At 72.8% G+C, this 25206-nt stretch carries 19 protein-coding genes; 11 read left to right on the top strand and 8 right to left on the bottom strand.

Going from position 1 to position 25206, the window contains the following annotated elements; all coding sequences use genetic code 11:
* Positions 1-14: 14 nt before the first annotated feature.
* The 5 genes from ACBJ59_RS04325 to ACBJ59_RS04305 are packed head-to-tail and all read left to right on the top strand — an operon-like array spanning position 15 to position 4030.
* On the top strand, positions 15-269 hold the full coding sequence (locus ACBJ59_RS04325; protein WP_375108845.1) for an acyl carrier protein: 255 nt from the start codon (positions 15-17) through the stop codon (positions 267-269).
* Positions 266-1408, top strand: a complete 1143-nt coding sequence (locus ACBJ59_RS04320) for an acyl-CoA dehydrogenase family protein (protein WP_375108844.1) — start codon at positions 266-268, stop codon at positions 1406-1408. The genes ACBJ59_RS04325 and ACBJ59_RS04320 overlap by 4 nt, the downstream gene beginning before the upstream one ends.
* Complete coding sequence (locus ACBJ59_RS04315) at positions 1405-2490, top strand: HAD-IIIC family phosphatase (RefSeq protein ID WP_375108843.1); 1086 nt, start codon at positions 1405-1407, stop codon at positions 2488-2490. The genes ACBJ59_RS04320 and ACBJ59_RS04315 overlap by 4 nt, the downstream gene beginning before the upstream one ends.
* The gene (locus ACBJ59_RS04310) at positions 2487-3275 is read left to right on the top strand and encodes a thioesterase II family protein (RefSeq protein WP_375108842.1); all 789 of its coding nucleotides are present in this window, start codon (positions 2487-2489) and stop codon (positions 3273-3275) included. Before ACBJ59_RS04315 ends, ACBJ59_RS04310 begins: the two co-directional genes overlap by 4 nt.
* Positions 3266-4030: a 4'-phosphopantetheinyl transferase family protein gene (locus ACBJ59_RS04305; protein WP_375108841.1), complete on the top strand. Its 765-nt coding sequence runs from the start codon at positions 3266-3268 to the stop codon at positions 4028-4030. Before ACBJ59_RS04310 ends, ACBJ59_RS04305 begins: the two co-directional genes overlap by 10 nt.
* Here the strand turns inward: ACBJ59_RS04305 and ACBJ59_RS04300 are convergent.
* From ACBJ59_RS04300 to ACBJ59_RS04280, 5 genes are read right to left on the bottom strand one after another with little or no spacing between them, the layout of a single operon-like run.
* A complete protein-coding gene (locus tag ACBJ59_RS04300; protein WP_375108840.1) occupies positions 3993-5153 on the bottom strand; it encodes an acyl-CoA dehydrogenase family protein in 1161 nt (386 codons plus the stop codon). The two genes, ACBJ59_RS04305 and ACBJ59_RS04300, sit on opposite strands and share 38 nt — an antisense overlap.
* Positions 5154-5159: 6 nt before the next feature.
* Positions 5160-8975 (bottom strand): SDR family NAD(P)-dependent oxidoreductase, encoded by a 3816-nt coding sequence (locus ACBJ59_RS04295; protein WP_375108839.1) that lies wholly within the window; start codon positions 8973-8975, stop codon positions 5160-5162.
* Positions 8972-13675 (bottom strand): SDR family NAD(P)-dependent oxidoreductase, encoded by a 4704-nt coding sequence (locus ACBJ59_RS04290; protein WP_375108838.1) that lies wholly within the window; start codon positions 13673-13675, stop codon positions 8972-8974. Before ACBJ59_RS04290 ends, ACBJ59_RS04295 begins: the two co-directional genes overlap by 4 nt.
* Positions 13676-13698: 23 nt before the next feature.
* Positions 13699-14484 carry an ABC transporter permease gene (locus tag ACBJ59_RS04285; RefSeq protein ID WP_375108837.1) on the bottom strand — a complete coding sequence of 262 codons (786 nt, stop codon included), beginning with the start codon at positions 14482-14484 and terminating at the stop codon, positions 13699-13701.
* Positions 14474-15304 (bottom strand): ABC transporter ATP-binding protein, encoded by an 831-nt coding sequence (locus ACBJ59_RS04280; protein WP_375108836.1) that lies wholly within the window; start codon positions 15302-15304, stop codon positions 14474-14476. The genes ACBJ59_RS04285 and ACBJ59_RS04280 overlap by 11 nt, the downstream gene beginning before the upstream one ends.
* A gap of 174 nt (positions 15305-15478) precedes the next feature.
* On the opposite strand from ACBJ59_RS04280, the gene ACBJ59_RS04275 reads away from it, so the two are divergent.
* From ACBJ59_RS04275 to ACBJ59_RS04265, 3 genes are read left to right on the top strand one after another with little or no spacing between them, the layout of a single operon-like run.
* On the top strand, positions 15479-16147 hold the full coding sequence (locus ACBJ59_RS04275) for a phosphotransferase (protein ID WP_375108835.1): 669 nt from the start codon (positions 15479-15481) through the stop codon (positions 16145-16147).
* A gap of 60 nt (positions 16148-16207) precedes the next feature.
* The gene (locus ACBJ59_RS04270) at positions 16208-16627 is read left to right on the top strand and encodes a DUF1707 domain-containing protein (protein WP_364123139.1); all 420 of its coding nucleotides are present in this window, start codon (positions 16208-16210) and stop codon (positions 16625-16627) included.
* 2 nt (positions 16628-16629) lie between these two features.
* On the top strand, positions 16630-17898 hold the full coding sequence (locus tag ACBJ59_RS04265) for an acyltransferase (RefSeq protein WP_375108834.1): 1269 nt from the start codon (positions 16630-16632) through the stop codon (positions 17896-17898).
* Here the strand turns inward: ACBJ59_RS04265 and ACBJ59_RS04260 are convergent.
* Positions 17895-20375: a tetratricopeptide repeat protein gene (locus ACBJ59_RS04260; protein ID WP_375108833.1), complete on the bottom strand. Its 2481-nt coding sequence runs from the start codon at positions 20373-20375 to the stop codon at positions 17895-17897. The two genes, ACBJ59_RS04265 and ACBJ59_RS04260, sit on opposite strands and share 4 nt — an antisense overlap.
* A 283-nt stretch (positions 20376-20658) precedes the next feature.
* On the opposite strand from ACBJ59_RS04260, the gene ACBJ59_RS04255 reads away from it, so the two are divergent.
* Together ACBJ59_RS04255 and ACBJ59_RS04250 are read left to right on the top strand one after the other, a co-directional pair.
* A complete protein-coding gene (locus ACBJ59_RS04255; protein WP_375108832.1) occupies positions 20659-21021 on the top strand; it encodes a PadR family transcriptional regulator in 363 nt (120 codons plus the stop codon).
* The gene (locus ACBJ59_RS04250; protein ID WP_375108831.1) at positions 21018-21680 is read left to right on the top strand and encodes a hypothetical protein; all 663 of its coding nucleotides are present in this window, start codon (positions 21018-21020) and stop codon (positions 21678-21680) included. The genes ACBJ59_RS04255 and ACBJ59_RS04250 overlap by 4 nt, the downstream gene beginning before the upstream one ends.
* Before the next feature lie 112 nt (positions 21681-21792).
* On the opposite strand, the gene ACBJ59_RS04245 is transcribed toward ACBJ59_RS04250, so the two are convergent.
* Positions 21793-23022 carry a flavin-dependent oxidoreductase gene (locus ACBJ59_RS04245; protein ID WP_375108830.1) on the bottom strand — a complete coding sequence of 410 codons (1230 nt, stop codon included), beginning with the start codon at positions 23020-23022 and terminating at the stop codon, positions 21793-21795.
* A gap of 176 nt (positions 23023-23198) precedes the next feature.
* Positions 23199-23789 carry a TetR/AcrR family transcriptional regulator gene (locus ACBJ59_RS04240; RefSeq protein ID WP_375108829.1) on the bottom strand — a complete coding sequence of 197 codons (591 nt, stop codon included), beginning with the start codon at positions 23787-23789 and terminating at the stop codon, positions 23199-23201.
* A gap of 146 nt (positions 23790-23935) precedes the next feature.
* Here ACBJ59_RS04240 and ACBJ59_RS04235 point away from each other — a divergent pair, with 146 nt between their 5' ends.
* Positions 23936-24955, top strand: coding sequence for an aldo/keto reductase (locus ACBJ59_RS04235; protein WP_375108828.1), 1020 nt, complete (start codon positions 23936-23938; stop codon positions 24953-24955).
* The last annotated feature ends 251 nt before the right edge of the window (positions 24956-25206 follow it).

Raw genomic sequence — 25206 nt, 5'->3', positions numbered from 1 at the left:
TGGAGTCATAGAACATGTCGCACACCACCACTGAGCAGATCCTCGACTTCGTCCGCGGCAGGTACCCCCAGGCGGAGATCGACGAGACGCAGGACATCTTCGCGCTGGGCTTCGTCAACTCGCTGTTCGCCATGGAGCTGGTGATGTTCGTGGAGAAGACGTTCGGCGTCACCATCCCGAACGAGGAGCTGCGCATCGACAACTTCCGCACCGCCAGTTCCATGGCCGAGCTCGTGGTCCGGCTCTCGCCGACCCTGGCCGTCGCGTGACGCTCACCGCACCGGCTCCGGCCCAGGTCGTCGACAGGCGCTCGGCGCGGGCGTTCGTCGACACCCACGTGGTGCCGTACGCGGACGACTACGACAGGAGCGGCCGCGTCCCCGAGGACCTGCTGCGGCAGGTGGCCGCGGCGGGTCTGTGGGCGCCGTTCCTGCCCCCGGAGTCGGGCGGGGCCGGGATGGACCTGGTCACGCTCGGCGAGGTGCACGAGGAGGTGGGCCGCGGCTGCTCCTCGCTGCGCAGCCTGCTCACCGTGCACACCATGGTCTCCTGGACGCTGCAGCGGTGGGGCACCCCCGAGCAGCGTGCGAGGTGGGCCCCAGGGCTGGCCGCCGGGGACGTGCTCGGCGCGTTCTGCCTGTCCGAGCCGGGCGCCGGCAGCGACACCTCGGGGATCACCACGGCCGCCGTCGAGGTCGGCGACGGCTGGATGCTCAACGGGGTCAAGAAGTGGACCACGGGCGGTCAGCGGGCGGACCTGTTCCTGGTGTTCGCCCGTACCGGCGGCAGCATCGGCGCGTTCCTCGTGCCGAGGGACGCGCCCGGCGTGCACGTCACGCCGATCGACGACATGCTGGGCACCCGCGCCTCCATGCTGGCCGAGATCACCTTCAGCGACGTCGAGCTCGGCCCGGACGCGCTGCTCGGGCCGAGCGGCTTCACGGCGGGCATGGTGCTGACCGGCACCCTGGACCTCGGCCGGTACAGCGTGGCCGCCGGCTCGATCGGCATCCTCCAGGCGTGCCTGGAGGCGTCGGTCTCCTACGCCGCCCAGCGGCGGGTCGGCGGCCGGCCGCTTTCGGAGCTGCCGCTGATCCAGGCCAAGCTCTCCGACATGGTCACCGACACCCGGGCGGCCCGGCTGCTGCTGGCCGAGGCCGGACGGCTGAAGGACGCGGGGGAGTCGGGCACGATCATGGCGACCTGGATCGCGAAGTACTTCGCCTCCACCGCCGCGGTCCGGCACGCCGCCGAGGCCGTGCAGATCCACGGCGCCAACGGGTGCAGCCCCGACTACCCCGTGGGGCGGTTCTACCGGGACGCCAAGGTCATGGAGATCATCGAGGGCAGCAACGAGATCCAGCGCATCACCATCGCAGGCCAGGCAGAGCGGGAGATGACGAGATGAGCGTGACCACCGAGCGCCAGGACTCCGGCCTCGCCCCGGCGCCGGAGAAACCGCGGCGGGGCCGCGTCAAGTGCATCGTGTGGGACCTGGACAACACCCTGTGGAACGGGGTGCTGCTGGAGGACGGCGAGGTCACCGTACGGCCGGCCGTCGTCGAGAGCATCCGCGACCTCGACCGCAAGGGCGTCCTGCACTCGATCGCGAGCAAGAACGACCACGAGACGGCGATGGCCAAGCTGACCGAGCTCGGGCTCGCGGACCTGTTCCTGTATCCGCAGATCAACTGGAACGCCAAGTCCGACTCCATCAAGAACATCGCCAAGGCGCTCAACCTCGGCATGGACGCCTTCGCGTTCGTCGACGACCAGGAGTTCGAGCGCGCCGAGGTGACGCACGAGCTGCCCGAGGTGATCTGCGTCGACGTCCTGGAGCTGGACGAGGCGCTGGCCAGGCCCGAGTTCCGGCCCCGGTTCGTCACCGACGAGTCGGCGCGGCGGCGCGAGATGTACCAGGGCCAGCTCGCCAGGGACGAGCTGGAGGGCACCTTCGTCGGCACCAACGAGGAGTTCCTCGCCGGCCTGGAGATGGCCTTCACCATCGCCCCGGCCCGCCGCGAGGACCTGCAGCGGGCCGAGGAGCTGACCGTCCGCACCAACCAGCTCAACTCCACCGGGCGCACCTACTCCTACGAGGAGCTGGACGCCCTGCGCGAGTCCCCCGACCACCTGCTGCTGGTCGCCTCGCTCACCGACAGGTTCGGCAGCTACGGCAAGATCGGGCTGGCCCTGGTCGAGAAGCGGCAGGACGTCTGGTGGCTGCGCATGATGCTCATGTCGTGCCGGGTGATGTCGCGCGGCGTCGGCATGGTGATGCTCAACCACATCCTGCGCGAGGCCGCGCAGGCCGGTGCGGCGGTACGGGCCGACTTCGTGGAGACCGGCCGCAACCGGATGATGCAGGTGACCTACGCCTTCGCCGGTTTCCGCGAGGTGAGCAGGGAGGGTGCCCAGGTGGTGCTGGAGGCCGACCTGAGCCAGGTGCAGCCGCCGCCCCCGTACGTCCGGTTGGAGATCGAGCGATGACCGTCGCCGTCAGTGATGACGTGCTGTCGCGGTGGCTGCCGTTCCGCGCCCTCACCGGCGCGGAGCCCGGCGCGCTGCCGCTGTACTGCCTGCCGCACGCGGGCGGCGCCGCCTCGGCGTTCCGCATGTGGCAGGGCAAGCTGCCCGGCGTGGCCGTGCAGCCGGTGCAGCCGCCGGGCCGGGAGTCCAGGCACCGGGAGCCGCCGTACGAACGCATGCCGCGGCTGGCCTCCGACCTGGCCGACGCCGTGCTCGCGGACGTGGAGACGTCCGCGGCCGGCCGCAGGTACGCCATGTACGGCCACAGCCTCGGCGCGCTCGTCGCGTTCGAGGTGGTCCGCGAGGTCAGGCGGCGCGGCGGCCCCCAGCCCGTGCACCTGTTCGTCTCCGGCTCCGACGCCCCGCACGTCACCTACGAGGACGGGCCCATGGTCCGGAAGATGAACCGGGACGAGGTGGTGGAGCTGCTGCGCAGGCTGGGCGGCACGCCCGAGTGGCTGCTGGCCGACCCGGAGGCGCTGGAGATGATCCTGCCCGCCGTACGGGCCGACTTCACCGTCAAGGAAACCTACCTCTACCAGGACGAGCCCCCGCTCGACCTGCCGATCTCGGCGCTGCCCAGCAGGTCCGACCCGCGCGTCACGCTCGCGAAGGCGGACGGGTGGCGGGAGCAGACCAGCGGGAACTTCGCGCGGCACCTGTTCGACGGGGGCCACTTCGCCGTCTTCGAGCAGGCGCCGCGCACCCACCGGATCGTGGCGGAGGCGCTGCGGCCGTGGGTGTGAAGCCGCCCGGGACCGTGCGGGTCTGGCGGGTGCACCTGGACCGGCCCGAGCGGCCGGGCTGGTGGAGCTGCCTGTCCGACGCCGAGCGGGAGCGGGCGCGGGCCCTGGCAGGCCCGCTCGACCGGAGCCGTTACGTGGTGGCGCACGCCGCCCTGCGCTCCGTGCTCGGGCGGGCCTGCGGCATGCCCGCCGGGCAGCTCCGCCTCACCACCGACCCGTCGGGCCGCCCCTGCCTGGACCTGGGCGAGGGGCGGCCCGCGCCCGACTTCAACCTGTCGCACTCCGACGCCTGGGCCCTGGTCGCGGTCGCTCCCGAGGGGACGCGGGTGGGCGTGGACGTCGAGCGCGTCCGCGCCGACCTCGACCACCTGGCGCTGGCCCGGCACCTGTACCAGCCGGAGGAGGTGGCCCGGCTGCTCGCCGCCGGCCCCGGCGCGGACCTGGCGGAGTACTTCCGCCTGTGGACCGCCAAGGAGGCGTTCGTGAAGGCCACCGGCGCGGGCCTGGGCGGCCTCCGCGACGTCCTGGTCCGCGTACGCGAAGACGCCGGCGTACGCGAAGACGCCGGCGCACGCGAAGACGCCGACGCACGGGAAGGCGTCCGCGCAGGCGAAGAGGTCCGCGCACGCGGAGGGAGCGCGACCTCCGTCCGGTCGCGCTCCCTCCGTGGTCCCGTCCGCTGGCTCGACGTCGCCCCCGGCTACGCCGCCGCGGTGGTCACGATCGCTTCGACACCGGCACCACGTACCGGCTGAACACCAGGTCCCGCAGGACGTCGTCGCCGCCCTCCACGATCGACACGTACCGCATGTCGCGCAGCAGCTTGCCGATGACCATCTCGTGCGTGTAGCCGATCCCGCCGAACATCTCCGACGCCGTCGAGGCGATCTGCCAGCCCGTCTGCCCGCAGAACATCTTCGTGGTCAGCGCCTGCTTCAGCGTGCCCACGCGCAGGAACTCCTCGCCGGCGTCCGGCCGCGCCGCGATCTCGTCGTACGCCCGCGCCGCCGCCAGGCACTGGTTGGCCATCACCTCGATCTGCATCTCGAACTGGCCCAGCCGGCCGGCGAAGACCGAGTTGGCCGTCAGCGGCGCCCCCTTGACCGACTTGGACTTGGCGTACTCCATGCACACGTCACGCACGCGCCGGGCGATGCCCAGCGCGGTCGTGGCGATGAGGACGCGGCTGGCGTTCAGCCCCACCTCCAGCAGGCGCAGGCCGTTGCCGCGCAGCACGTTCCCGGCCGGGACGCGCACGCCGGACAGGGAGACCTGGTAGGTCGCCGACGAGCGCAGCCCGATGACGTCCCACCGCTTCTCCACCGTGACGCCCGGCGTGTCGCGCGGCACCAGGACGGCCAGGTACCCCGACGAGTCCTCCTGGGCGCGCGCGATCACGACGATGAAGCGGGCGAAGCCGGTGTTGGTGGAGAACGCCTTCTGACCGTCGAGCACCACCGTGTCGCCCTCGCGCCGCGCCGTGGTGGTGATCCTGGCCAGCTCGCTGCCGGCCGCGTGCTCGCTGCCCAGCGTGGAGCAGAAGGCGTTCTCGGCCACGAGCGGGCCGAGGTGGCGCTCCTTCAGCTCCTCGCTCCCGTACCAGGAGACCATGCTCGTCGCCAGCACGGGGATGAACAGCGTGAACGCCGCGCCGGCGTCGGCGTAGGCCAGCTCGGCCGTGATGCGCACGCTCTCCTCCAGCCCCATGCCGAGGCCGCCGAACTCCTTGGGCATCCACCAGTTCGCCAGGCCGGTGTCGGCGAAGCGCCGGTAGAGCGGGAGCGGCGCCTCGGCCAGCGAGTCCAGGTACGGCTCCTTGCCCAGCAGCTCGCGCCGGGCGAAGCCCTGCACGGTCCGCAGGTACTCGGGCTGCTTCATGTGCGGTTACTCCTCCTCGTCGCGGGCGTCGAGCAACTCGGCGAGCTGGCGGACCGTGGGGCACTCCAGCAGGCCGGTCACCGGCACCGACGCGGCCAGCGTCTTGCGGATCCTGGTGGTGAGCTCGATCGCCAGCAGCGAGTGGCCGCCGAGCTCGAAGAAGTTGTCCAGCGCCCCGATGGGGTCGATGCCGAGCACCCTGGACCAGATCTCGGCGAGCGTGGCCTCGGTGCCCTCGCCCGGCTCCACGTACGGGTTGTTCAGCTCCGGCCGCGGATGGCGCTCGCGGTCGTCGTAGTCGTCGTCGCTCTCGTGGATGTCGCCGGTGACCCACTGCGCGATCCGGGAGTCCAGCGAGCCGGTCGAGATCACCAGGTGCCCGACGCGGTCGGCCGCCGACAGCGCCCGCTCGAAGACGTCCACGCCCTCGGCCGGGGCCATCGCGAAGTCCACCACCGCGCCGCTGTGCCCGGCCACCCGGTCGGGGTCGATGTTCCAGGTGTCCCAGTCCACGGTGACCCAGCGGCCGGCGCCCGCCGTGCGGGCCACGCGGATGTAGGCGTCCAGGGCGGCGTTGGCCGCCGCGTACGGCCCCAGCGTCATGCCGCCGAGCACCGCGGCGATCGACGACAGCGTGACCCGCCGGTCCGGGCACCACTCGCCGAGCACCTTCTGCAGCACGTGGAAGCCGGTCACCTTGGCCGCGAAGTGCGCCTCGCACTGGGGGCGGTCCGTCAGGTGCGCGAAGTTGAAGTACGCGCCGTCCTGCACGCCCGCGCCGTGCACCACCACGTCGATGCTGCCGAAGCGGTCGACCGCGGCGGTCACCACGGCCCGCATCTGCTCCTCGTCGGCCACGTCCGCCGACAGGGCCAGCACCGTGGCGCCCCGGTTCTCCAGGTCCCTGATGTTGGCGATGTGCCGGGCCGTGCGCTCGCCGCCGGCCGGCGGGGCGGCGAGGTAGGCGTCCCACTCCTCCCGGGGCGGCAGCGGGGAACGCGCGGTGAGGACCAGGCGGCAGCCGTAGGCGTCGGCCAGGTGCCGGGACAGGACGAGGCCGACGTCGCCGAGGCCGCCGGTGATGAGCACCGTGTCGCCGTCGCGGATCGGCCGCTGCTCCGGCTCCAGCTCCGCCACCGGGTACGGCTCGTACCGGCGCAGCCAGGTCTCGCCCGCGCGGATCGCCATCGGGCCCTCGTGCTTGCAGACCGACGCCGCCAGCACCTGCTCGGCCAGGGCGGCCGCCTCTCCGGTGGTGTCCACGTCGATGGTGCGGCAGCGCAGCCGCGGGTTCTCCTGCTGGAGGGAGGGCGCCAGGGCCGCCAGCGTGGCGTGCTCGGGATGACGCAGGTCGGCCCCCGCCACGCTCACCGCCTGCGACGTGAGCAGGACCAGCTCGGCCCTGGGCGCCGAGCCGGTGTTGTCCACCAGCTCCCTGGACAGCGCCAGCGCGGAGTAGAAGCCGCGGGACTGCTCGGCGGTGAAGTGCGCCACGGGGTCGGCGCCGGGGCCGGGCTCGGGCGAGGCCAGGCTGAGCCCGTGCACGATCGAGCGCGGCATGGTCACCAGCGAGAACATCAGCTCGGCGATGTCGTCGGGCTTGTGCGCCCGGATCACGAAGTCGCCGGTGTCCTCCTCGGCGTACTCGTCGCCGCAGCGCACGGCGGTCACCTCGGCGCCGGCCCGGGTGAGCCGGTCCACCAGCGCCTCGCCGCGCTCGTCGGCGGCGAACACCAGCCACGGGCCGGCCTCGCGCAGCCGCTCGTCCAGGCCGGCGACGGGCAGCGGGTGCTGCCGCCAGGCCGGCAGGTGGGTCCACCGCGAGCGGTCGAAGGTCTTGCCCTCGCTCACCTGCCCCTGCGCCTGCGGCGGGGCGGCCTTGACCCAGAACCTGCGCCGCTGGAACGGGTAGGTGGGCAGCTCGACCCGGCGTCCCCGGCCGCCGTGCAGCGCCGCCCAGTCGGGCGCGCTGCCGGCCAGCCACAGCCGGGCCAGCGTCGCCAGCAGCCATTCGGCCGCCGTGGCGTCCTCCTCCGGCGCGACCACGACCTCCTCGGCCGGGTCCGTGGTCTCCTCGCGCAGCACGCGCACGCCGATCTCGCCCAGGCCGTCGGCCAGCGCCGCCAGCGCCGCCGCACGGGACGATCCCGACGCGGGCGCGGTGCCGTGGCCCAGGACGCCCGCGACCGCCGCGTGCAGCTCCGCCCACCAGGTCGCGGGCGGTTCGGCGTCCGGTACGGCCAGCCGTACCTTGGGGTTGCGCCGCTGGGTCTTGCCGTCGATCCAGCGGGACGGGTCGCCCAGGGCCGCCACGGCGTCGTCGCGGTCGCGGCAGACCACGGCCCGGCGCAGGGCGAAGCCGCCACGCGAGATCTGGAGGGTGTAGGCCACGTCGGCGAGGTCGTCGTCCCGCCCCTCGGACAGGTGATCGCGCAGCCGCTCGGTCACCTCGCTCAGCGCCTGGTCGTCCCCGGCGGAGAGGACCAGCAGGTGCGGGCCGGGCCGCCCGGACCGCTGCGGCCGCGGCGGCGCCTGTTCCAGCACCACGTGCGCGTTCGTGCCGCCGAGCCCGAAGGAGCTGACGCCGGCCCGCCGCGGGTTCGGGCCCGCCGCCCAGGGCTGGTGCTCGGCCAGGACCGTGAACCGGTCGTGCGCGGTGGCCAGCGCGGGGTTGGGCGTCTCGTAGTCGGGCGTGCCGGGCAGCAGCTCGTGCTTGAGCACCATCGCGGCCCGCATCAGCCCGGTGACGCCGGAGGCGCGGTCGAGGTGGCCCAGGCTCGGCTTCAGCGAGCCCAGCACGCACGGCGTCTCCCGGGGCTGGGCGAACACCCGGTTCATGGCCGCCAGCTCGATCGAGTCGCCCAGCATGGTGCCGGTCGCGTGGCACTCGACGTAGCCGACGGTGTCGGGCTTGACCCCGGCCACCCCCAGCGCCGACTCGATCACGTCGGCCTGGCCGTCCACCCCCGGCGCGGTGTACCCGGCGCGCAGGCGGCCGTCGTTGTTGGCCGCCGAGCCCAGGATGACCGCGTGGATGATGTCGCCGTCCTCGATCGCGTCCGACATGCGCTTGAGGGCCACGACGCCGGCCCCGCTGCCCATCACCGTGCCGCCGGCCTCGGCGTCGAAGCTGCGCACCCGGCCGTCGGGCGACATGATGCCGCCCTGCTCGTACAGGTAGCCGGAGGGCTGGGGAAGCGGGGTGAACGCGCCGCCGGCCAGCGCGATGTCGCACTCGTACGTCAGCAGGCTCTGGCAGGCCAGGTGCACGGAGACCAGCGAGGTCGAGCAGAACGTCTGCACCGACACCGCGGGCCCGCGCAGCCCCAGCTTGTACGACACCAGCGAGGCCAGCGAGTCGCGCTCGTTGCCCACGGCCATCAGCAGCGCGCCGCCCGGCTGGTTGCCGAGGTGCTGCAGGTTCTGCACGATGTAGTCCGGGAACCCGCAGCCGCCGAAGACCGCCACCTGGCCGGGCACGTCGGTCGGGCAGTATCCGGCGCCCTCCAGCGCCTCCCACGAGCACTCCAGGAACAGCCGGTGCTGCGGGTCCATCGTCTCGGCCTCGCGCGGGTTGATCCCGAACACGGTCGCGTCGAAACGGTCGAGCCCGTCGAGCGGGCCGCCGACGCGCACGTAGCGCGGGTCGGCCAGCGTGCCGGGGTCGACCCCGGACTCCCGCAGTTCCTCGTCGGTGATGGTCCGCAGGCCCTTGATCCCGGCCAGCAGGTTGCTCCACAGCTCGGCGGGGCTCCCCGCGCCGGGGAAGCGCCCGGACATGCCGATCAGCGCGACCGCGGAGTCGTAGTCGGTTCCGGTCATGACGTCCTTCCGCTCCTGAGCATGTTGCGTCGCTGGGCGATGCGGGACCGCTGTTGCTCCCGGGCCTCGCTCGACGGCTCGCCCGCGTCCTGGTCGGCCTTGGCCGCCTCGGCGAGCGAGGCGATCGTGGGAGCCTGGTAGAGGATGTGCGGTGGCAGGTAGGACAGCTCCAGCGCCCTCCTGACCTCTGCGATGATCTCCATGCCGAGCAGCGAGTTGCCGCCCAGCTCGAAGAAGTTGTCGTGCACGCCGACCTGTTCCAGGCCCAGCGCCTCGGCCCACACCCCGGCGATGGTCTCCTCCGCCGGCGACTGCGGCTCGACGTAGGCGGTGGACAGGTCCGGCCGGGGGTGCCGCCCGAACGCGTCGCGGATCTTCTTCACCGTGGCCTGGTGGCTCTCGATCGACGACTTGCGGCTCATCGCCACCAGCGGCGCGAAGTCCTGCGTGGAGGCCACGACGTGCCGCTCGCCGCTGGCCAGCGCCCGCAGCAGCGTCTGCCAGCCCTGGTCGAAGGTGAGCCCGAAGTTCTCCCGGTACCAGGCGAAGTACTGCTTGGAGCCCTCGTCGTAGTTCTCCAGGCCCTCCGTCCAGCCGTTCCAGGTCCACTCGCACCAGTCGACCGAGGTGACCGTGACGCCGGGCAGCTCGTCGGCCAGCGCGAAGGAGTCCAGGAAGGCGTTGGCCGCGCAGTAGTCGACCTGGCCGGCGCCGCCGCCGGTCGCGGAGGTGGTGGAGGAGTACAGCGCCAGGAAGTCCACCGGCGTCTCGCGCAGCGCCTCGGCCAGGGCGAGCGTGCCCCGCACCTTCGGCGCCAGCACCCGGTCCATGTCGGCGATGGTCTTGAACTGCATGAGCCCGACCGCGGGCACGCCGGCGCAGTGCAGCACGCCGTTCAGCTCGCCGAAGCGCTCGATCGCGGCGGCCACGGCACGGCGGGTGTCCTCGGGCTTGGAGACGTCCCCGGCCACGGTGACGACCTCGATGCCCGCGGCCTCCAGGCGGCGCAGCCCTTCCAGCCGCCGGCGCACCTCGGGGGCCGCGGTCTCGGAGGCCAGGATCGAGGCCCACTGCTCGCGCGGCGGCACGGGCGTGCGGCCGAGCAGCACCAGCCGGGCCCGGTAGTGCTCGGCCAGCCGCTCGGCCATGGCCAGCCCGATGCCGCCCAGCCCGCCGGTCACCAGGTAGACGCCGCCCTTGCGCACCTCGGCGGCGGGCGTGCGGGCCTCGATGACGGAGGCGTCGAGCACCTCGTAGTCGGGGATCCAGCGCTGCCCGCCGCGCAGGCCGACCACCTGGTCGGCCGGTTCGGCGCGCAGCTCGGCCAGCAGGGCCTGCGCCGAGCCCACCCCGTCCACGTCGATCAGCCGGGTCTTGACCCTCGGGTACTCCACGGGGATCAGCCGGGTCGGGCCGAGCAGGGTGCCGAGCGCGGCCTGGACGCGGTCGCCCGGGTGCACCCGGTGGCCGCCCGAGGTGACGATGTCCAGTGCCCAGCTCGGCAGCCCCAGGTCACCGGCGGCGCGGGCGAGGCCGACCAGCGTGTGCAGGCCGCGCTGCAGGCTCTCCTCGATGGGGCCGCCCTCGGCCGACCACAGGTGCACGACCCGGTCGGGCTCCCAGCGGCGCTGGTTCAGCTCCCGCATGGCCGCGAGGGAGTCCTCGGGCGAGCCGGGCCGCACGCGCAGGATGTCGGGGCCGGCGGAGAACCGGTCGCCCGGCCGGACCACGACCACGTCCTTGCCCGTGGCCGCCAGGTGCGCCAGCAGGGGCGCGGCCAGCTCGTCGGCGAGCCCCGCGTCGGTGTAGACCAGCCAGCGCTCGCCCTCCTCCGCGCGGGCCGGCCTGATCGTGGTCTGGCGCCAGACCTGCGTGTGGATCCAGCGGGTGTCGGGCAGCCGCGGGTAGGCCTTGGCGATGCTCGTCGGGTCGCTCTCGTCGTACGCGGCCGCGCCGCCGCCGCTGCCGAACGCGCTCTCGTCGATCTCCAGCCAGTACTCCTGGCGCTCGAACGGATACGTCGGCAGCGGCACGCGCCCCGGCCGCCAGCCGGCGTCCTCGTGCAGCGCGTCCCAGTCCACCGGCACCCCGGTCAGCCACAGCTTCCCGACGGCGGTCGCCAGGGTCGCCCCCGCGTCCTGCGTGTCGTTCGCGGCGGGCAGCGTGGTCACGATGAGCGGCCACTGGGCGCGGTCGCAGGCCGGGTGCCCGCGGGTCAGCGCGCCCAGCGACTGTCCGGGCCCGATCTCGGCCAGCGCCAGGTCGGCCTGCCCGAGCAGGTGCCCGAGCCCCGCGCCGAACTCGACCGTCTCGCACATGTGGCGGGCCCAGTAGCCCGGGTCGGTCACCTCCTCGGCGGTGGCGGGCCGGCCGGTAACGTTGCTCAGGTACGGCAGCCGCGGCGGGTTCAGCGTGATGTTGTCGGCGATCCAGGAGGTCAGCTCCCCGGCCACCGGCGCCAGCATCCGGGAGTGGAAGGCGTGCGTGGTCTCCAGCCGCCGGTGCCCGATCCTGGACTCCAGCAGCAGCGCGGAGGCCCGCTCGACCGCGTCCGCCGGCCCGGCCAGCACCACCTGGGAGCCGGTGCGGACGGCCACGTCCAGGTCGCGGGTGAACACCTCGCCCAGCACCGCGCGCAGCCGCTTCTCGTCGGAGGAGACCGCCAGCATCGCGCCCTCGGGCTGGGAGGTGATGAGCTTGGCCCGGTAGGCCACCAGGCGCAGCGCGTCGGGCAGTGACAGCACGCCCGACAGGCAGGCGGCGACGTACTCGCCGAGGCTGTAGCCGATCATGATCTCGGGCTTCAGGCCCCACCGGATGAGCTGGCGCGCCAGCGCGTACTCGGCCACGAAGACGGCCGGCTGCACCAGGTGCGCGTCGGTCGTGGACCGCGGCGCGCCGGCCCCGGCCCGGCCCAGCAGCCTGGCCAGGTCGCCGCCGGCGTCCTCGTCCCGCTCGGCGGGCACGAAGACGTCGGAGAGCTGCCCCGGCTCGGTCAGCCCCAGCACGGCCAGGCACTCGTCCACGTCCGCGCGGAACCCCGGCTCGTCGGCGTAGAGGGCGGCCACCATCCCCGGGTACTGCTCGCCGACCCCCGCGATGAGGAAGCCGACCTTCCTGCCCACGGTCGCGTCCGCGCGTCCGAGCGATCCGGCGGGGTCGGCCAGCTTGGCCGCGGCGCCCTCCACCGAGTCGGCGACCACGATCTTGCGATGCCCGAACACCTTGCGCCCGGCCTGCAGCGTGTAGGCGACGTCGCCCAGGTCGTCGGACGAGTCCGCCAGGTGCCCGGCCAGCCGGGCGCACGCCTGCTCGGCCGCCTGCTGGGAGCGGGCCGAGACCGGCAGGATCTGCCAGCGGCGCGACCGGGTCGCGCGCGGCGCGGGCGCCGGCGCCTCGGTGACGATGACGTGCGCGTTGGTGCCGCCCATGCCCAGCGAGCTGATCCCCGCGATGCGCGGCCGGTCCAACGCGCGCGGCCACGGGACGGGCTCGGCGCTGACGCGGAAGGGGCTGTTGTCGAAGTCGATCTCCGGGTTGGGGGAGCGGTAGTGCAGCGTGCCCGGGATCAGGTCGTGGCGCAGCGACTGGATGACCTTGATCAGGCCGGTGACGCCGGAGGCGCGGTCGAGATGGCCCACGTTGGGCTTGATCGAGCCGAGCACGCAGTACTGCTTGCGCTCGGTCGCCCCGAAGGCGCGGGTCAGCGCGGCCACCTCCATCGGGTCGCCGACCTCGGTGGCGGTGCCGTGCGCCTCGACGTACGAGATGTCGGCCGGGTCCACGCCCGCGCGGGCGAGGGCCGAGGAGACGCAGCGGCGCTGGCCGTCGATGCTGGGCGCCAGGTAGCTGAACTTCATCGCGCCGTCGTTGTTGATGGCCGAGGCCCGGATGACGGCCAGCACGGTGTCCCGGTCCGCCACCGCGTCCTTCAGCCGCTTCAGCGCGACCACCGCCGCGCCGTCGCCGAACATGCTGCCCCGGCCCTCGGCGTCGAAGGTCCGCACGTGCCCGTCGGGCGACTCCTGGCCGCCCTCCTCCCACAGGTAGCCCACGCGGTCGGGGATGCGTACCGACACGCCGCCGGCCAGCGCCATGTCGCACTCGCCGCGCCGCAGGCTCTCGCTGGCCAGGTGGACCGCGACCAGCGAGGTCGAGCAGAAGGTCTGCACCGACACGCTGGGGCCGTTCAGGTCGAAGCGGAAGGAGACGTTCGTGGCCAGCGCGTCCTTGTCGTTGCCGATCATCAAGGCGGAGGTGTCGATGCCCATCTGGAACGCCATGAGCCGGGTCAGCAGGTAACCGCTGATGTTCATCCCGGCGAACACGCCGACGCTGCCCCGGCCCTCCGGCGCCGCGTACCCGGCGGACTCCAGGACCTCCCACACGCACTCCAGGAAGATCCGCTGCTGCGGGTCGGCCAGGGTGGCCTCGCGCGGGTTGTAGCCGAAGAACCCGGCGTCGAAGCCGCGGATGTCGTCGAGGATCGGCCTCGAGCGCACGTAGTTGGGCTGCTGGAACGTCGCGGGGGAGACGCCCGCGGCGAGCAGCTCGTCGTCGGTGAACCGGGTGAAGGACTCCACCCCGTTGCTGATGTTGTGCCAGAACCTCTGGACGTCGGCCGCGCCCGGGAACCGACCGGCCATGCCGATGATCGCGACATCGGCGTCGCCCGGTGAATGGTGCTGATCCATCTCCATGCCCTTCTTCGCGGAAGTCGCTCTCACAGCAGTCCGTCCCGTCCCCAGCCGCGCGTCAGCCGGCGGGCCGCGAACAGGCCCGCCAGCAGGCCGATCGCCAGCAGGATGGCGGCGGGCAGCAGGATCGCCGCCGCGTCCCCGCGTACCGCGGCCTGCATCATGGTCAGCGCCCAGTAGCCGGGGGAGACGTGCGCGGCCGTCTGAGCCCAGTCGGGCATCAGGCTCAGCGGCACCAGCGCCCCGCCCAGGGAGCTGAGGGTGAGCGCGCCCACGTCGGAGATCACGCTGAGCTCGCCGTGGCTGCGGACCAGCGTGGCCAGCGCCGCGCCGATCGCCAGCAGGGCGAACGCCCAGATCGCGATGGACAGGAGGACCAGGCTCGGGGCGGGGGGCACGGGCAGCCCGATGGCCAGGCAGCCGTACACCACGAGGATCGCCTGCTGGGCGATCATCACCACGAACAGCGGCAGGGTCTTGCCGACCAGCAGCTCGAACGCCGGCGCCTTGCTCACCCGCAGCCGGTCCCAGGTGCGCCAGGTGCGCTCGGACAGGATCGAGTTGCCCGCCAGGGAGATCGCGAACACGGAGAACATGACCATCAGGCCGGTGGCGACCTGGGTGGCGCCTCCGTCCAGGGCCCTGACGTACAGGGGCTTCAGCACCAGCATGAGGACCATCGGCATGGCGACATAGCTGATCATCTGCCCCGGGTCGCGCAAGCGGATGATCAGGTTGTGCCTGGCCAGGGCGGAGATCCGGTAGACGGCGTCGAGCACGCCGAGCCCGCGTGGCGCGGAGTCAAGAAGCATCGGTGACCGCCAGGGATCGATAGAGGTCGTCCAGGGACGGGTTGCGCACGTCCACCGAGGTGACCGGACGGTTCACCCGGTGGAGCAGGTCGATCAGGGCCGCCGCCGGGTCGGAGGCGGAGACCGAGATCTGCTCCTCGTTGTCCAGCGTGACCCGCACCTCGCCCGGAAGGTCCCTCAGCAGTTCGTCGCTGGGCCCCCTGGCGATGATCCGGCCGTCGCGGGCGACCGCGATCGTGGCCTGGAGCTCGGTGAGCTCGGGCAGGTAGTGGGTGGTGTAGACGACGGCCGCGCCCTCTCCGGCGCGCTGCTTGACCACGTCCAGCATCGCCTGCCTGGTCTCCAGGTCGGCGCCCGCCGTGGGCTCGTCGAGCAGCAGGAGCGCGGGCCGGTGCACCAGCGCGCTGGCCGCCTGGGTACGGCGCTGCTGGCCGCCCGAGAGCTTGCCCGTCCTCCTGTCCATGATCTCGTTGAGCCGCAGCACGGCCGCCAGGTCCTCGATGGCCGCGCTGAGCGCGGTCCGTCTCAGCCCGGCCAGCTTGCCGTAGAGCACAAGGTGCTCGCGTACGGTGATGGAGGGGTACAGCGCGATGTGCTGGGGCGCGACGCCCACCTCACCGCGTGTGGCGGAAGGGGGTCTGCCGTCGATGCTCACCTTTCCGCTGTCCGGGCGGATCAGATGGGACACGATCTCCACGAAGGTCGTCTTCCCCGCGCCGTTGTGGCCTAGGAGCCCGACGATCTCACCGGACGCCACGCTCAGAGTGAATCCGTCGAGGGCCTGGACCGTGCCGTACCGCTTGACGAGATCGGTTGCCACCAGCAACGTGTCACCTCCCCATATTTAATGGAATTGTGGGTGAGTGCGGTTGTAGCCATATTGGCGGGATGAAGGCCGGAAATAACGGGGAAGCTGGTGGCAGGTAGTTGCCGGAAAAACCGGCCAGCGGCCTGATATATCCGTACACCGAGTTGACAACCTAGCCTGACCGATATGCAGGTTGGTTCGTTGATCGCAGCCGGTTGCGACTGCGAGATTCTCGAGGCCGGCGCCGGCCGGGTCGTCCGGCGCGCCCGCGACGGCCGCAGCCTCGAACGTGAGGCCGCCGTCATGCGCCACGCCCGGCGCCAGGGCTTCCCCGCCCCCAAGGTCTTCGACGCCGACGGCCCCGACATCCTCATGGAGCGCGTCGACGGCCCGAGCCTGATGGAGGAGATGGTCCGCGACCCCGGGCGGGCTCCGGAGCACGGCCGCCTCCTGGCCTCCCTCCTGAGCAGGCTCGGCGCCGTACGGGCCCCCGGCTGGCTGCAGGCCGCCGACGGCTGCCCCGGCAACCGCCTGCTGCACCTGGACCTCCACCCCGCCAACGTGCTCCTGACCGGGGACGGCCCCCGGGTGATCGACTGGGCGAACGCGGCGCGGGGCGCGGCGGGCGCGGACGTCGCCTGCACCTGGCTGGTCCTGGCCACCGTTCCCGTCGGCCCGGAGATCGAGGAGGGCCGGGCGGCGATGCTCGCGGCGTTCCTGGGCGACATCGACACCGGGGCGGCCCGGCCGTACCTTCCGGCCATTGCCGCGCGCCGCCGCGCGGACCGCAACATCACCGCCGAGGAAAAGGCGGAGATAACCCATTTCCTCGCCCGGGAAACCCCTCCTTCCTGACCCCTGATAAACCCCTGCACTTCCCCAACAAGTCGGGTGTTCTTCCACCCGGAGGTTGACATGGACGAGCACCGCGACGTACGGGCATCCGACAAGGATCGCGACGCGGCCGCCGAGCGGCTGCGCCTGGCCGTGGAGGAGGGCTGCCTCGACTTCAGGGAGTTCGACGACCGCGTGGGCAGGGCCTACGGGTCGGTGACCCGTGGCGAACTCGCCGACCTGGTCGCCGACCTCCCCGCGCGGCGCCGCCCGAGCCCGTCACCCGCGCCGTCCGGCACCCCCCGCTGGCTGAAGGCGGTGTGGGCCGGGTGGGCCGCGCTCCTCGCGGTCAACGTCGTGGTCTGGGCGGCGGTGAGCGTGGCCGAGGGCTGCCCGATGGACTTCTGGCCCAAGGGGCTGCTCCCACCGGGGCTCATCCTGGCTATCGTGACGGCGGGCACCGTTCGCAGAAGACGAGACGCGACAGCCGAAGGGTCGTGACCATGCCGTCAACCCCTGCCAGCACCTCCTCCAGCGCCTCCTCCAGCGCCTCCTCCAGCGATTCCGGGCGGCGGGCGGAGCTCGACGCCGTCCGGGTGCTGGTGGTGGTCGGGCTGGTGTTCTTCCACTCGGCGCTGGTGTTCGGCGCCCACGACGACTTCTACGTGAAGAACGCCGAGACCACCGACGTCACCCTGGTCGTCGCCGCCGTCGGCGTGCTGTGGGCGATGCCGCTGCTCTTCTTCCTGGCGGGCCTGGGCGCCTGGCACTCCCTGCGCCGCCGCAGCACCGGCGCGTTCGTCGTCGAACGCCTGCGCCGCCTCGGGGTGCCGCTGCTGTTCGGGACGCTCGTCCTCGTACCGGTTCCGCAGTGGTTACGCCTGCGCGCCGACCCCGCCCACCAGGAGTCGTACCTCGAGTTCCTGCCCCGCTTCTTCCGGATCGACCTGGAGCCGGGCAAGTTCCCCTTCGTCCTCCAGGGCGAGTTCTTCGAGACCGGCCACCTGTGGTTCCTGGTGCTGCTGCTCACCTTCTCCCTGCTGCTGGCCCCCGCCACGCACGGGTTCCGCTCGCCCGCGAACCGCGACCGGGTGGCGCGGCTGCGCGACCGCATGGCCGCGTTCGCGGAGCGGCGACGCGGCGCCACCCTCCTGCCCGCCGTGCCGCTGGCGGTGTGGTGCGCGCTGGCGGGGCTGGAGGAGGAGTACGGGGGCTGGCACCGCTGGGCGTACCTGCTCTTCTATCTCTTCGGTTTCGTCTTCGCCACCGACGACCGCTTCAGGGCCGCCGCCCGCCGCGACGCCCGCCTGATCGTGCTCGCCGGGCTGCTGTTCTGCCTGGTCGGCGTGCCCGCGATGCTCCTGGCCGGAGACGCCGCCTTCACCGGGCCGGCGCCTCTCGCGATGGCCGGCAGGTCGTTGTTCGGCGCGGCCGGATGGTGCTGGCTGATGGCGATCATCGGCCTCCTCGACCGGGTCCGCCCCGCCCGCCCCCGGACCGGCGGGCGCGAGCCGCGGCGCTGGTACGCCTACCTGTCCGAGGCCGTGCTGCCGCTCTACATCCTGCACCAGCCGATCGTGGTCGCGGTCGCCTACGGCGTCGTCCGGTGGGACGCCCCGATCGCCGTCAAGTTCACGGTCATCGTCATGGCGTCGTTCGCCCTGCTGGCCCTCGCCTACGACCTCCTGGTCCGGCGCACCGGCGTCACCCGCTTCCTGTTCGGCCTGCGCCCCGCCCCCCGGGCCGCGCGTGACCAGGTGGATCAGGGCTAGCCGGGGGCCGGCCGGGCGAGGTGGGCCCGGATGCTCTCGACGTCGACCCCCTTCTCCTCGGTCCGGTCGATGCCGAGGGCGGTCATGATGTTCAGGGCCTGGGTCCAGTGGTGCCGGGCCTGGGCGGGCCGGCCGAGCGCGGCATGGGCGTGGGCGAGGCCGTCGTGTGCGCGGGCCTGATCGCTCGACTGGCCCAGGGCCGAGGCCAGGTCGAGGGCCTGGTGATGGCTTTCGAGCGCCTCGGCGGCGTGCCCGCGGTCGTGCTGCAGCCGGCCGGAGCCGTGGAGGGCTTCGAACTGCCAGTTGTCGTTGCCGACCTCGCGCGCCAGGTCGAGCGCCTGCCGGTAGTGGTCGAGGGCCTGCTCGTGCCGCCCCTGCATCCGGTACAGCTGGCCGAGCCCGTTGAGGTTGATCAGCTCGCCCAGCATGTGCCCGATGCCGCGGGCCAGGCTCAGGGCCTGCGAGAAGCACTCTTCGGCCGGCCCGTACCGACCGCGCTTCAGGTGGATGTGGCCCAGGCCCATCAGCGCCCGCGACTCACAGGTGCGGTGACCGACCGTCCTGGCGAGTTCGAGGGCTCGCGTCAGGTGCTCGGTGGCGGGCTCGTACTGTTCCATCAGCCGGTGCACCTGGCCGGAATCGATCAAGGAGTCCAGCTCGCCGATGCGGTGACCGATCGCCTGGGCGATGCCGAGCGCCTCCGTGAACGCCTCGGCGGCCGGTGCGAACTGGCCCTGGTACGCCCGGATCGTGCCCAAGCAGTGCAGCGCTCCCAGCTCGCCGGCCCGGTGGCCGGTGGAGCGGGCGATGTCCAGGGCCCGCACGATGTTCTCCGTCGCCGTCTCGTACTGGTTCTGCGCGCAACGGATCTCGCCCAGCCCCAGGAGGGCCTCCATCTCGCCCGGACGATCCCCGGTGGCGCGGGCCGCGGACAGCGCCTGCGTCTGCAGGGCCGCGCCTTCGGCGTACCTGCCGCGGACGCGCAGGCAGCGGTGCAAGGTGGCCGACAGGTGGCGGATGTGCGCGGGGAAGCCGTTGGCCGCGGCATGCCGGGCGAGGGCGAGCAGGTTGGCCAGCTCCGCGTCCAGCCACGTCTCGGCGCTCGGCACGTCGGGCATGGACGCGGTGCCTGCCGGAGGGCGGGGCCGCATCTCCGCGTCGTAGGGGTAGAGGCGGTCCATCGCCGCCGAGGCGGCCCGGCTGCAGTGGTCCAGCAGCCGGGCCAGCGCGGCGCGCCGCTCGGTCTCGGGCTCCTCGTCGGCGGCCATCGCGGCGGCATGGGCGCGGATAAGGTCGTGCAGGCGGTAGCGGCCGATGACCGGCTCCTGCAGCAGATGAGCCTCGAGTAACCGATCCAGCAGCCGCACGGCCCGCCCCCTGCCGGTGTCCAGCAGCACGGCGACCGCCTCGGCCCCGATGTCCGGGCCGGCGTGCAGCCCCAGCAGCCGGTACGCGCGCCGCTCGTCGGCCGCCAGCTCCCGGTAGGACAGGTCGAGCGCGGCCGTGACGCTGCGCTGGCCCGCGTGCAGCTCGCTCAGCAGGCTCCGGTGCTGCTCCAGCCGCTCCAGCAGGTGGCTCACGCTCCAGGACGGATGGGCCTTCAACCGGGCCGCGGCCAGCCGGATCGCCAGCGGCAGCAGCCCGCACCGCCGTACCACCTCGGCCAGCGACTCCCGTGGCACGCCCGCCACCCGCTCCGGCCCGGCGGTGCCGGCGAACAGCGCGATCGCGTCCGTGACCGGCAGGACGTCCACCGACACCGTACGGACACCGTCCAGGCCGACCAGCCGGCGCCGGCTCGTGATGAGCACCAGGCAGCCTCCCGCGCCCGGCAGCAGCGGCTCCACCTGCGCCTCGTCGGCGGCGTTGTCCAGCACGATCAGCATCCGGCGGCCGGCCAGCAGCGTGCGGTACAGAGCCGCCCGGTCGTCCACGTGCTGCGGGATGGACTCCCCCGGGACGCCCAGCAGCCCCAGCACCCGGGCGAGCGTGTCGGCCGGGTCGGCCGGGGCCAGGCCCTGGGTGTAGCCGTGCAGGTCGACGAACAGGTCACCGTCGGGGAAGCGGGCGGCCAGCTGGTGCGCGGCGTGCACGGCCAGCGCGGTCTTGCCGACCCCCGCCATGCCGTCGATGGCGGTGATCACCACGGTGGTCGCGTCGCCGGCCGCGTCCAGCAGGGCCATCTCCCGGGCCCGGCCGACGAACGCCACATCGGCCGGCAACTGCCGCGGCGTCGTGCGCGCCGGGCTCGGTCCCGGGATCTGCGGGACGCCGGTCGTGGCCTCGCTCAAAAGTGACATCTCGGCGGCGTCCAGGGCCAGCGCCGTACCCAGCAGCCGCAACGAGGTGCTGCGCGGCCGCCGCAGCTCACCCGACTCCAACCGGCGGACGGTACGGGCGGTGAGCCCCGACCGCTCCGCGAGCTGCTCCTGGGTCAGCAGCGCCCGCTCCCGCCAGCCCCGTAACAGAGCACCCAACGTGGGTTGCTCCGCGGAAGGAACCCCATCGCCACCGTCGTGTGCGCCTGACGGCATGAACACAACCCCCGCGTCCGCAGTCCGGATGAGACAGGAGAATATGCCACACATCTTCGAGAGTCACTGTCATCGCCGACACTCCAGCCGCGGGACACCGGCACCCTCACGGAAGAGTCAGCACGGCGGGCGGGGCCGGGGCGCACCGGCCGGCGGCGGCCTCCGGCCCGCACGGCGCGCTCCGGGCCGCTTGCTAATAGGAAGATATCTTCCTATAGTTTTCGCCATGCCACGCCGCAAGCCCGGGACCCTGCTTCCGCTCGAGACCGAGATTCTCGACGCGGCGCTGTCGATGCTGAGCTCGGGGCAGGCCGCCTTCCACGGATTCGGTCTCGCCCAGACCATGCGCGAACAGAGCGGGTCACGTTCACTGACAGGACACGGAACCTTGTACAAAGCCCTGAGCCGGCTCGAGGAGTTCGGTCTGCTCATCTCCCGGTGGGAGGACACCGACGCGGTCGAAGGACGACCGCGCCGCCGACTTTACGAACTCACCGGGCAGGGGGCGCAGGTGGCCGAGCAGGCCCGGGCCGCCGCCCCCGGTCAGGCCCCCGGCCGCCTCCCGCGCATCGCCCCGGGGCCGGCATGACACCGGAGCGCATGGCCGGGCTGGTGGCCCGATGGGTGCGCCTCTACACGCGGGGCCTGCCCACCGCCATCGCCCAGCGCCGGATCGACGAGATCGACGCCGACCTGTACGACCACGTCGCCCATGAGCGGGCCCACGGGACCAGCGACTGGCGCATCGCCGCCGGCATCGGGTCCCGGATGCTCCGCGGACTGGCCGCCGACGCCTCGTGGCGCGGCCGGCAGGCCAGGGCGGCCACCGACCACCCCCTGCCACCGGAGAAGGCGATGAAGAACCACAAGACCGCGTACCGATCCGGCGTCGGCGTCGCGATCGCGACGGCCCTGTTCCTGCTCTGGCTGATGGGCGCCGTCGGCGTGATCGGAACCGAAGGCGACCGCGCCGACCTGATGTACTTCGGGGTGCTCGCCGTCGGGGTCGTCGGCGCCGTCATCGCCCGCTTCCGCCCGTCCGGGATGGCACGCGCGTTGCTCGCCACGGCGTCCGCCCAGGCGCTGGTCGCCGTGATCGCGCTCATCGCCGGAAAACACCAGGCCCCGAACGCCTCCGTCGCCGAGATCGTCGTGCTGAACGGGATCTTCGTCGCGCTCTTCGTCGGATCGGCCTGGCTCTTCCGGCGCGCCGCGCAGCCTCCCGCGAACGCGGGGCCGCGGGCCTAGCCGGCGACGCGCCGCCCGCCTGCCACGCCCACCCCGCCTTTCGCTCCGGTTCGCCGGGCGAGCGGTCATGGGCGAACCGGGGCCGGGGCGTCACCTCGCCCCGGCCTGTCGTTCACGGCGCGGGGGCGGGGGAGACGTCGGTGGTCGGCTTGGGGTCTACGGACCAGCTCCGGCGGGCGTTGAGCGTGGCGGGCTCGAAACCGGCCAGCTTCTTGTAGCGCAGGGCGATCTCCTCCCGCTCGGCCAGCGGCATGACGTGCTCGATGTCGGTGAAACCCTGCGGGGCGCGCTCGTGGGCCAGCCGCAGGATGATCTCGGGGCCGTCCTTGCGGTTGGCCAGCACGACGTTGTTCGTGACCGGCCGGCGCTGGTCCTCGTAGAACTCCAGCCCCAGGTCGTTGGCCAGCGCGTACGCCAGGACGCGGGCGTCGATGACGGCCTGGGTGCCGCCGTTGGAGCCGGTCGGGTACATCGGGTGCGCCGCGTCGCCCATCAGCGTCACCGTCTCCGTCGACCAGCGCGGCAGCGGGTCACGGTCGACGAGCGGGTACTCGAACACCTGCTCCGCGCCCGCGATGAGTGCGGAGATGTCCAGCTCGCCGCAACGCCAGTCCGCCACGTGGGGGAGGACCTTCTCCACGCCGATGGGCCGGTTCCAGTCGCCCCGCGGCACGCCCTCGACGTCCGCCGTGCGCTGGATGGCCCAGTTGATCAGCTGGGTGCCGTCCCCGGCGGGTGGGGCGATGGGGTAGATGACGAGCTTCTGCGTGCCGTCACCGACCATGATCATGGACCTGCCGGTCATGAACGGCCTGGCGTACGTGGTGCCGCGCCACAGCACGTCGCCGCCCGGCAGCGGCTCGCCCTCGCCGGGGAACAGGGCCCGCCTGACGCTGGAGCGGATGCCGTCGGCGCCGATGAGCAGGTCCGCGTCGTGGCGAAGGCCGGTGACGGGGGAGCCGAGCACCACCGCCTCGGGGCCGAGGCGCTCGCGTACCGCCTCCAGCAGCATCAGCTGCAACCGGCCCCGATGGATCGAGTACTGGGGCCACCGGTAGCCCGCGTCCAGCCCGCGCGGCTCGGACCAGATCCGCTGCCCGCGGGGGGTGAGGAAGGTCAGGTCGGCGGTCGCCACGCCGATCGAGGCCAGGCGGTCGCCGAGACCGAGCTCGATGAGCTCGCGGACGGCGTGCGGGAGGATGTTGATGCCGACGCCGAGCGGGTGGATCTCCTCCACCGCTTCGTGGACGGTCACCTCGGTGATCCCGGCGGCGTGCAGGCTCAGGGCCGCCGTCAGCCCCGCGATGCCGGCGCCGGCGATGACCACGCGGCGGGTCGTCATGAGAGGCCTCCCCGGGAAATCGGTGAGGAGGCATCCGGTAAGGACGGGAAATCGAGCGGGCTGAGCCTGAGTCCGGGCATGAACGCTCCAGATGTGGAAGACGTATTGCGGGACACGTTCGACTTTCAGGTGCTGGAAGTCTATGAGATGGCCGCCGCTTCCGCTCTTCCCTGCCGTCAGTGCGGCTGGCGGAGCCCGTCGATGAGGAGCCCGACCAGGCGGCGGGCGTCGTAGCGGGCGTCGCTGTCGGCGCCGATGCACAGGTTCCCGACGCCGCGCATGAGCTCGTAGGCCTCTATGTCGGGGCGGATCTCGCCGGCGGCGGCCGCGGCCTCGAGCAGCTGGGTGCACACGGGGAGGAGGCGGTCGATGAAATAGGCGTGCAGCGCGTCGAAGCCGGCGTTGTCGGACTGCAGGACGGTGGCCAGCCCGTGCTTGGTGACCAGGAAGTCGACGAAGAGGTCGATCCATTGCGCCAGCGCGGCGTGCGGGGTGGCGCTGGTGGCCAGCAGGACGGGACCGGCCTCGGCGCAGGCCTCGATCTGGTGCCGGAAGACGGCGATGATGAGATCCGCTCGCGTCGGGAAGTGGCGGTAGATCGTGGCCGTCCCGACGCCGGCCTTGGCGGCGATGTCGCGGACCGGGGCCTCCACGCCCGAGGTGACGAAGATCGCGGCGGCCGCGTCGAGCAGGGCCTTCTTGTTGCGCTGGGCGTCCGCCCGCTTGGGCCGGGCCGTGCGCGCCGCGCTCTGGTCGCTGTCGTTCATCGTTCCCTCCGGTAGCGGAATTGCTAAACGGGACAGTGTCCCGTATTGTCGAAACCGGGACGAGGTTCCGCTTGGCTCATGATGTCAGAGCAGCGTGCCGACGGCCAACCACCCACGCCTTCACTCCCCACGGAGGAGACACAGTCATGCAGTACCGCACCTTGGGCCGCACCGGTGTGCAGGTCAGCTCCCTCGCGCTCGGCGCGATGAACTTCGGCGCGATCGGCCGTACCACCCAGGACGAGGCCACCGCCATCGTCGACGCCGCCCTCGAGGCCGGGATCAACCTCATCGACACGGCCGACTGGTACAGCGCCGGCGAGTCGGAGGAGATGGTCGGCAAGGCCATCGCCGGCCGCCGCGACGACATCGTGCTGGCCACGAAGGCCTGCATGCCCATGGGCGACGAGCCCAACCACCGGGGCAGCTCGCGCCGCTGGCTGGTCACCGAGCTGGACAACAGCCTGCGCCGCCTCGGCGTCGACCACGTCGACCTCTACCAGATCCACCGGTGGGACCCGAGCACCAGCGACGAGGAGACGCTGTCGGCGCTGACCGACCTGCAGCGCGCGGGGAAGATCCGCTACTTCGGCTCCTCGACCTTCCCGGCCTACCGCATCGTGCAGGCGGAGTGGGCCGCGCGCCGGCATCACCTGAGCCGGTACGTCACCGAACAGCCCAGCTACTCGATCCTGCAGCGCGGGATCGAGGCCCACGTCCTGCCCGTGACCGAGGAGTACGGGCTCGGCGTGCTGGCCTGGAGCCCGCTCGCCTCCGGCTGGCTGTCGGGCGCGGTCCGCGAAGGGCGCGAGGTCGCCACCCACCGCTCGGCGATCCTGCCGGAGCGCTTCGACCTCTCCATCCCCGCCAACCGGGCCAGGCTGGACGCGGTCGAGCGGCTGGCCAAGGTCGCCGACCAGGCCGGTCTGACCCTGATCCAGCTGGCGCTCGGATTCGTCACCGCACACCCCGCCGTGACCAGCGCGATCATCGGCCCCCGTACGTTGGAGCACCTGCACGCGCAGCTGGCCGCCGCGGACACCGTGCTCTCCGCCGACGTGCTCGACGCCATCGACGCGATCGTCGCGCCCGGCACCGACCTCGCCGCCCACGAGAAGTTCGACACCCCGCCCGCCCTGCTCGACCCGTCGCTCCGGCGCCGCTGACCCGGCACCCCGAGCGCGGTGCGACCGCCGCCGCACCGCCGCTCCCGGCCCGGCCACCACCGACCCCCGGCTCCGGCCTCGGCGGTTGCTCCCGGCCTGCGCGTCCGCCTTCGCCGCCGCCTGGAGCGGGGCAGTGCCCTGGTCGGCCGGCTGGGGTACGGCGACCGGTACGCAGCGCCGCTCGGCGCGGAGTGCTGCGCGTGCGGTGGCGGCCGGGGTACCGTCAGCGCGTGGACACGCGCGCCGGCCGG

This window comes from Nonomuraea sp. MTCD27 (genome assembly GCF_041950495.1).
Lineage (GTDB): Bacteria > Actinomycetota > Actinomycetes > Streptosporangiales > Streptosporangiaceae > Nonomuraea.
This window is presented reverse-complemented; position numbering and strand designations above follow the sequence as displayed.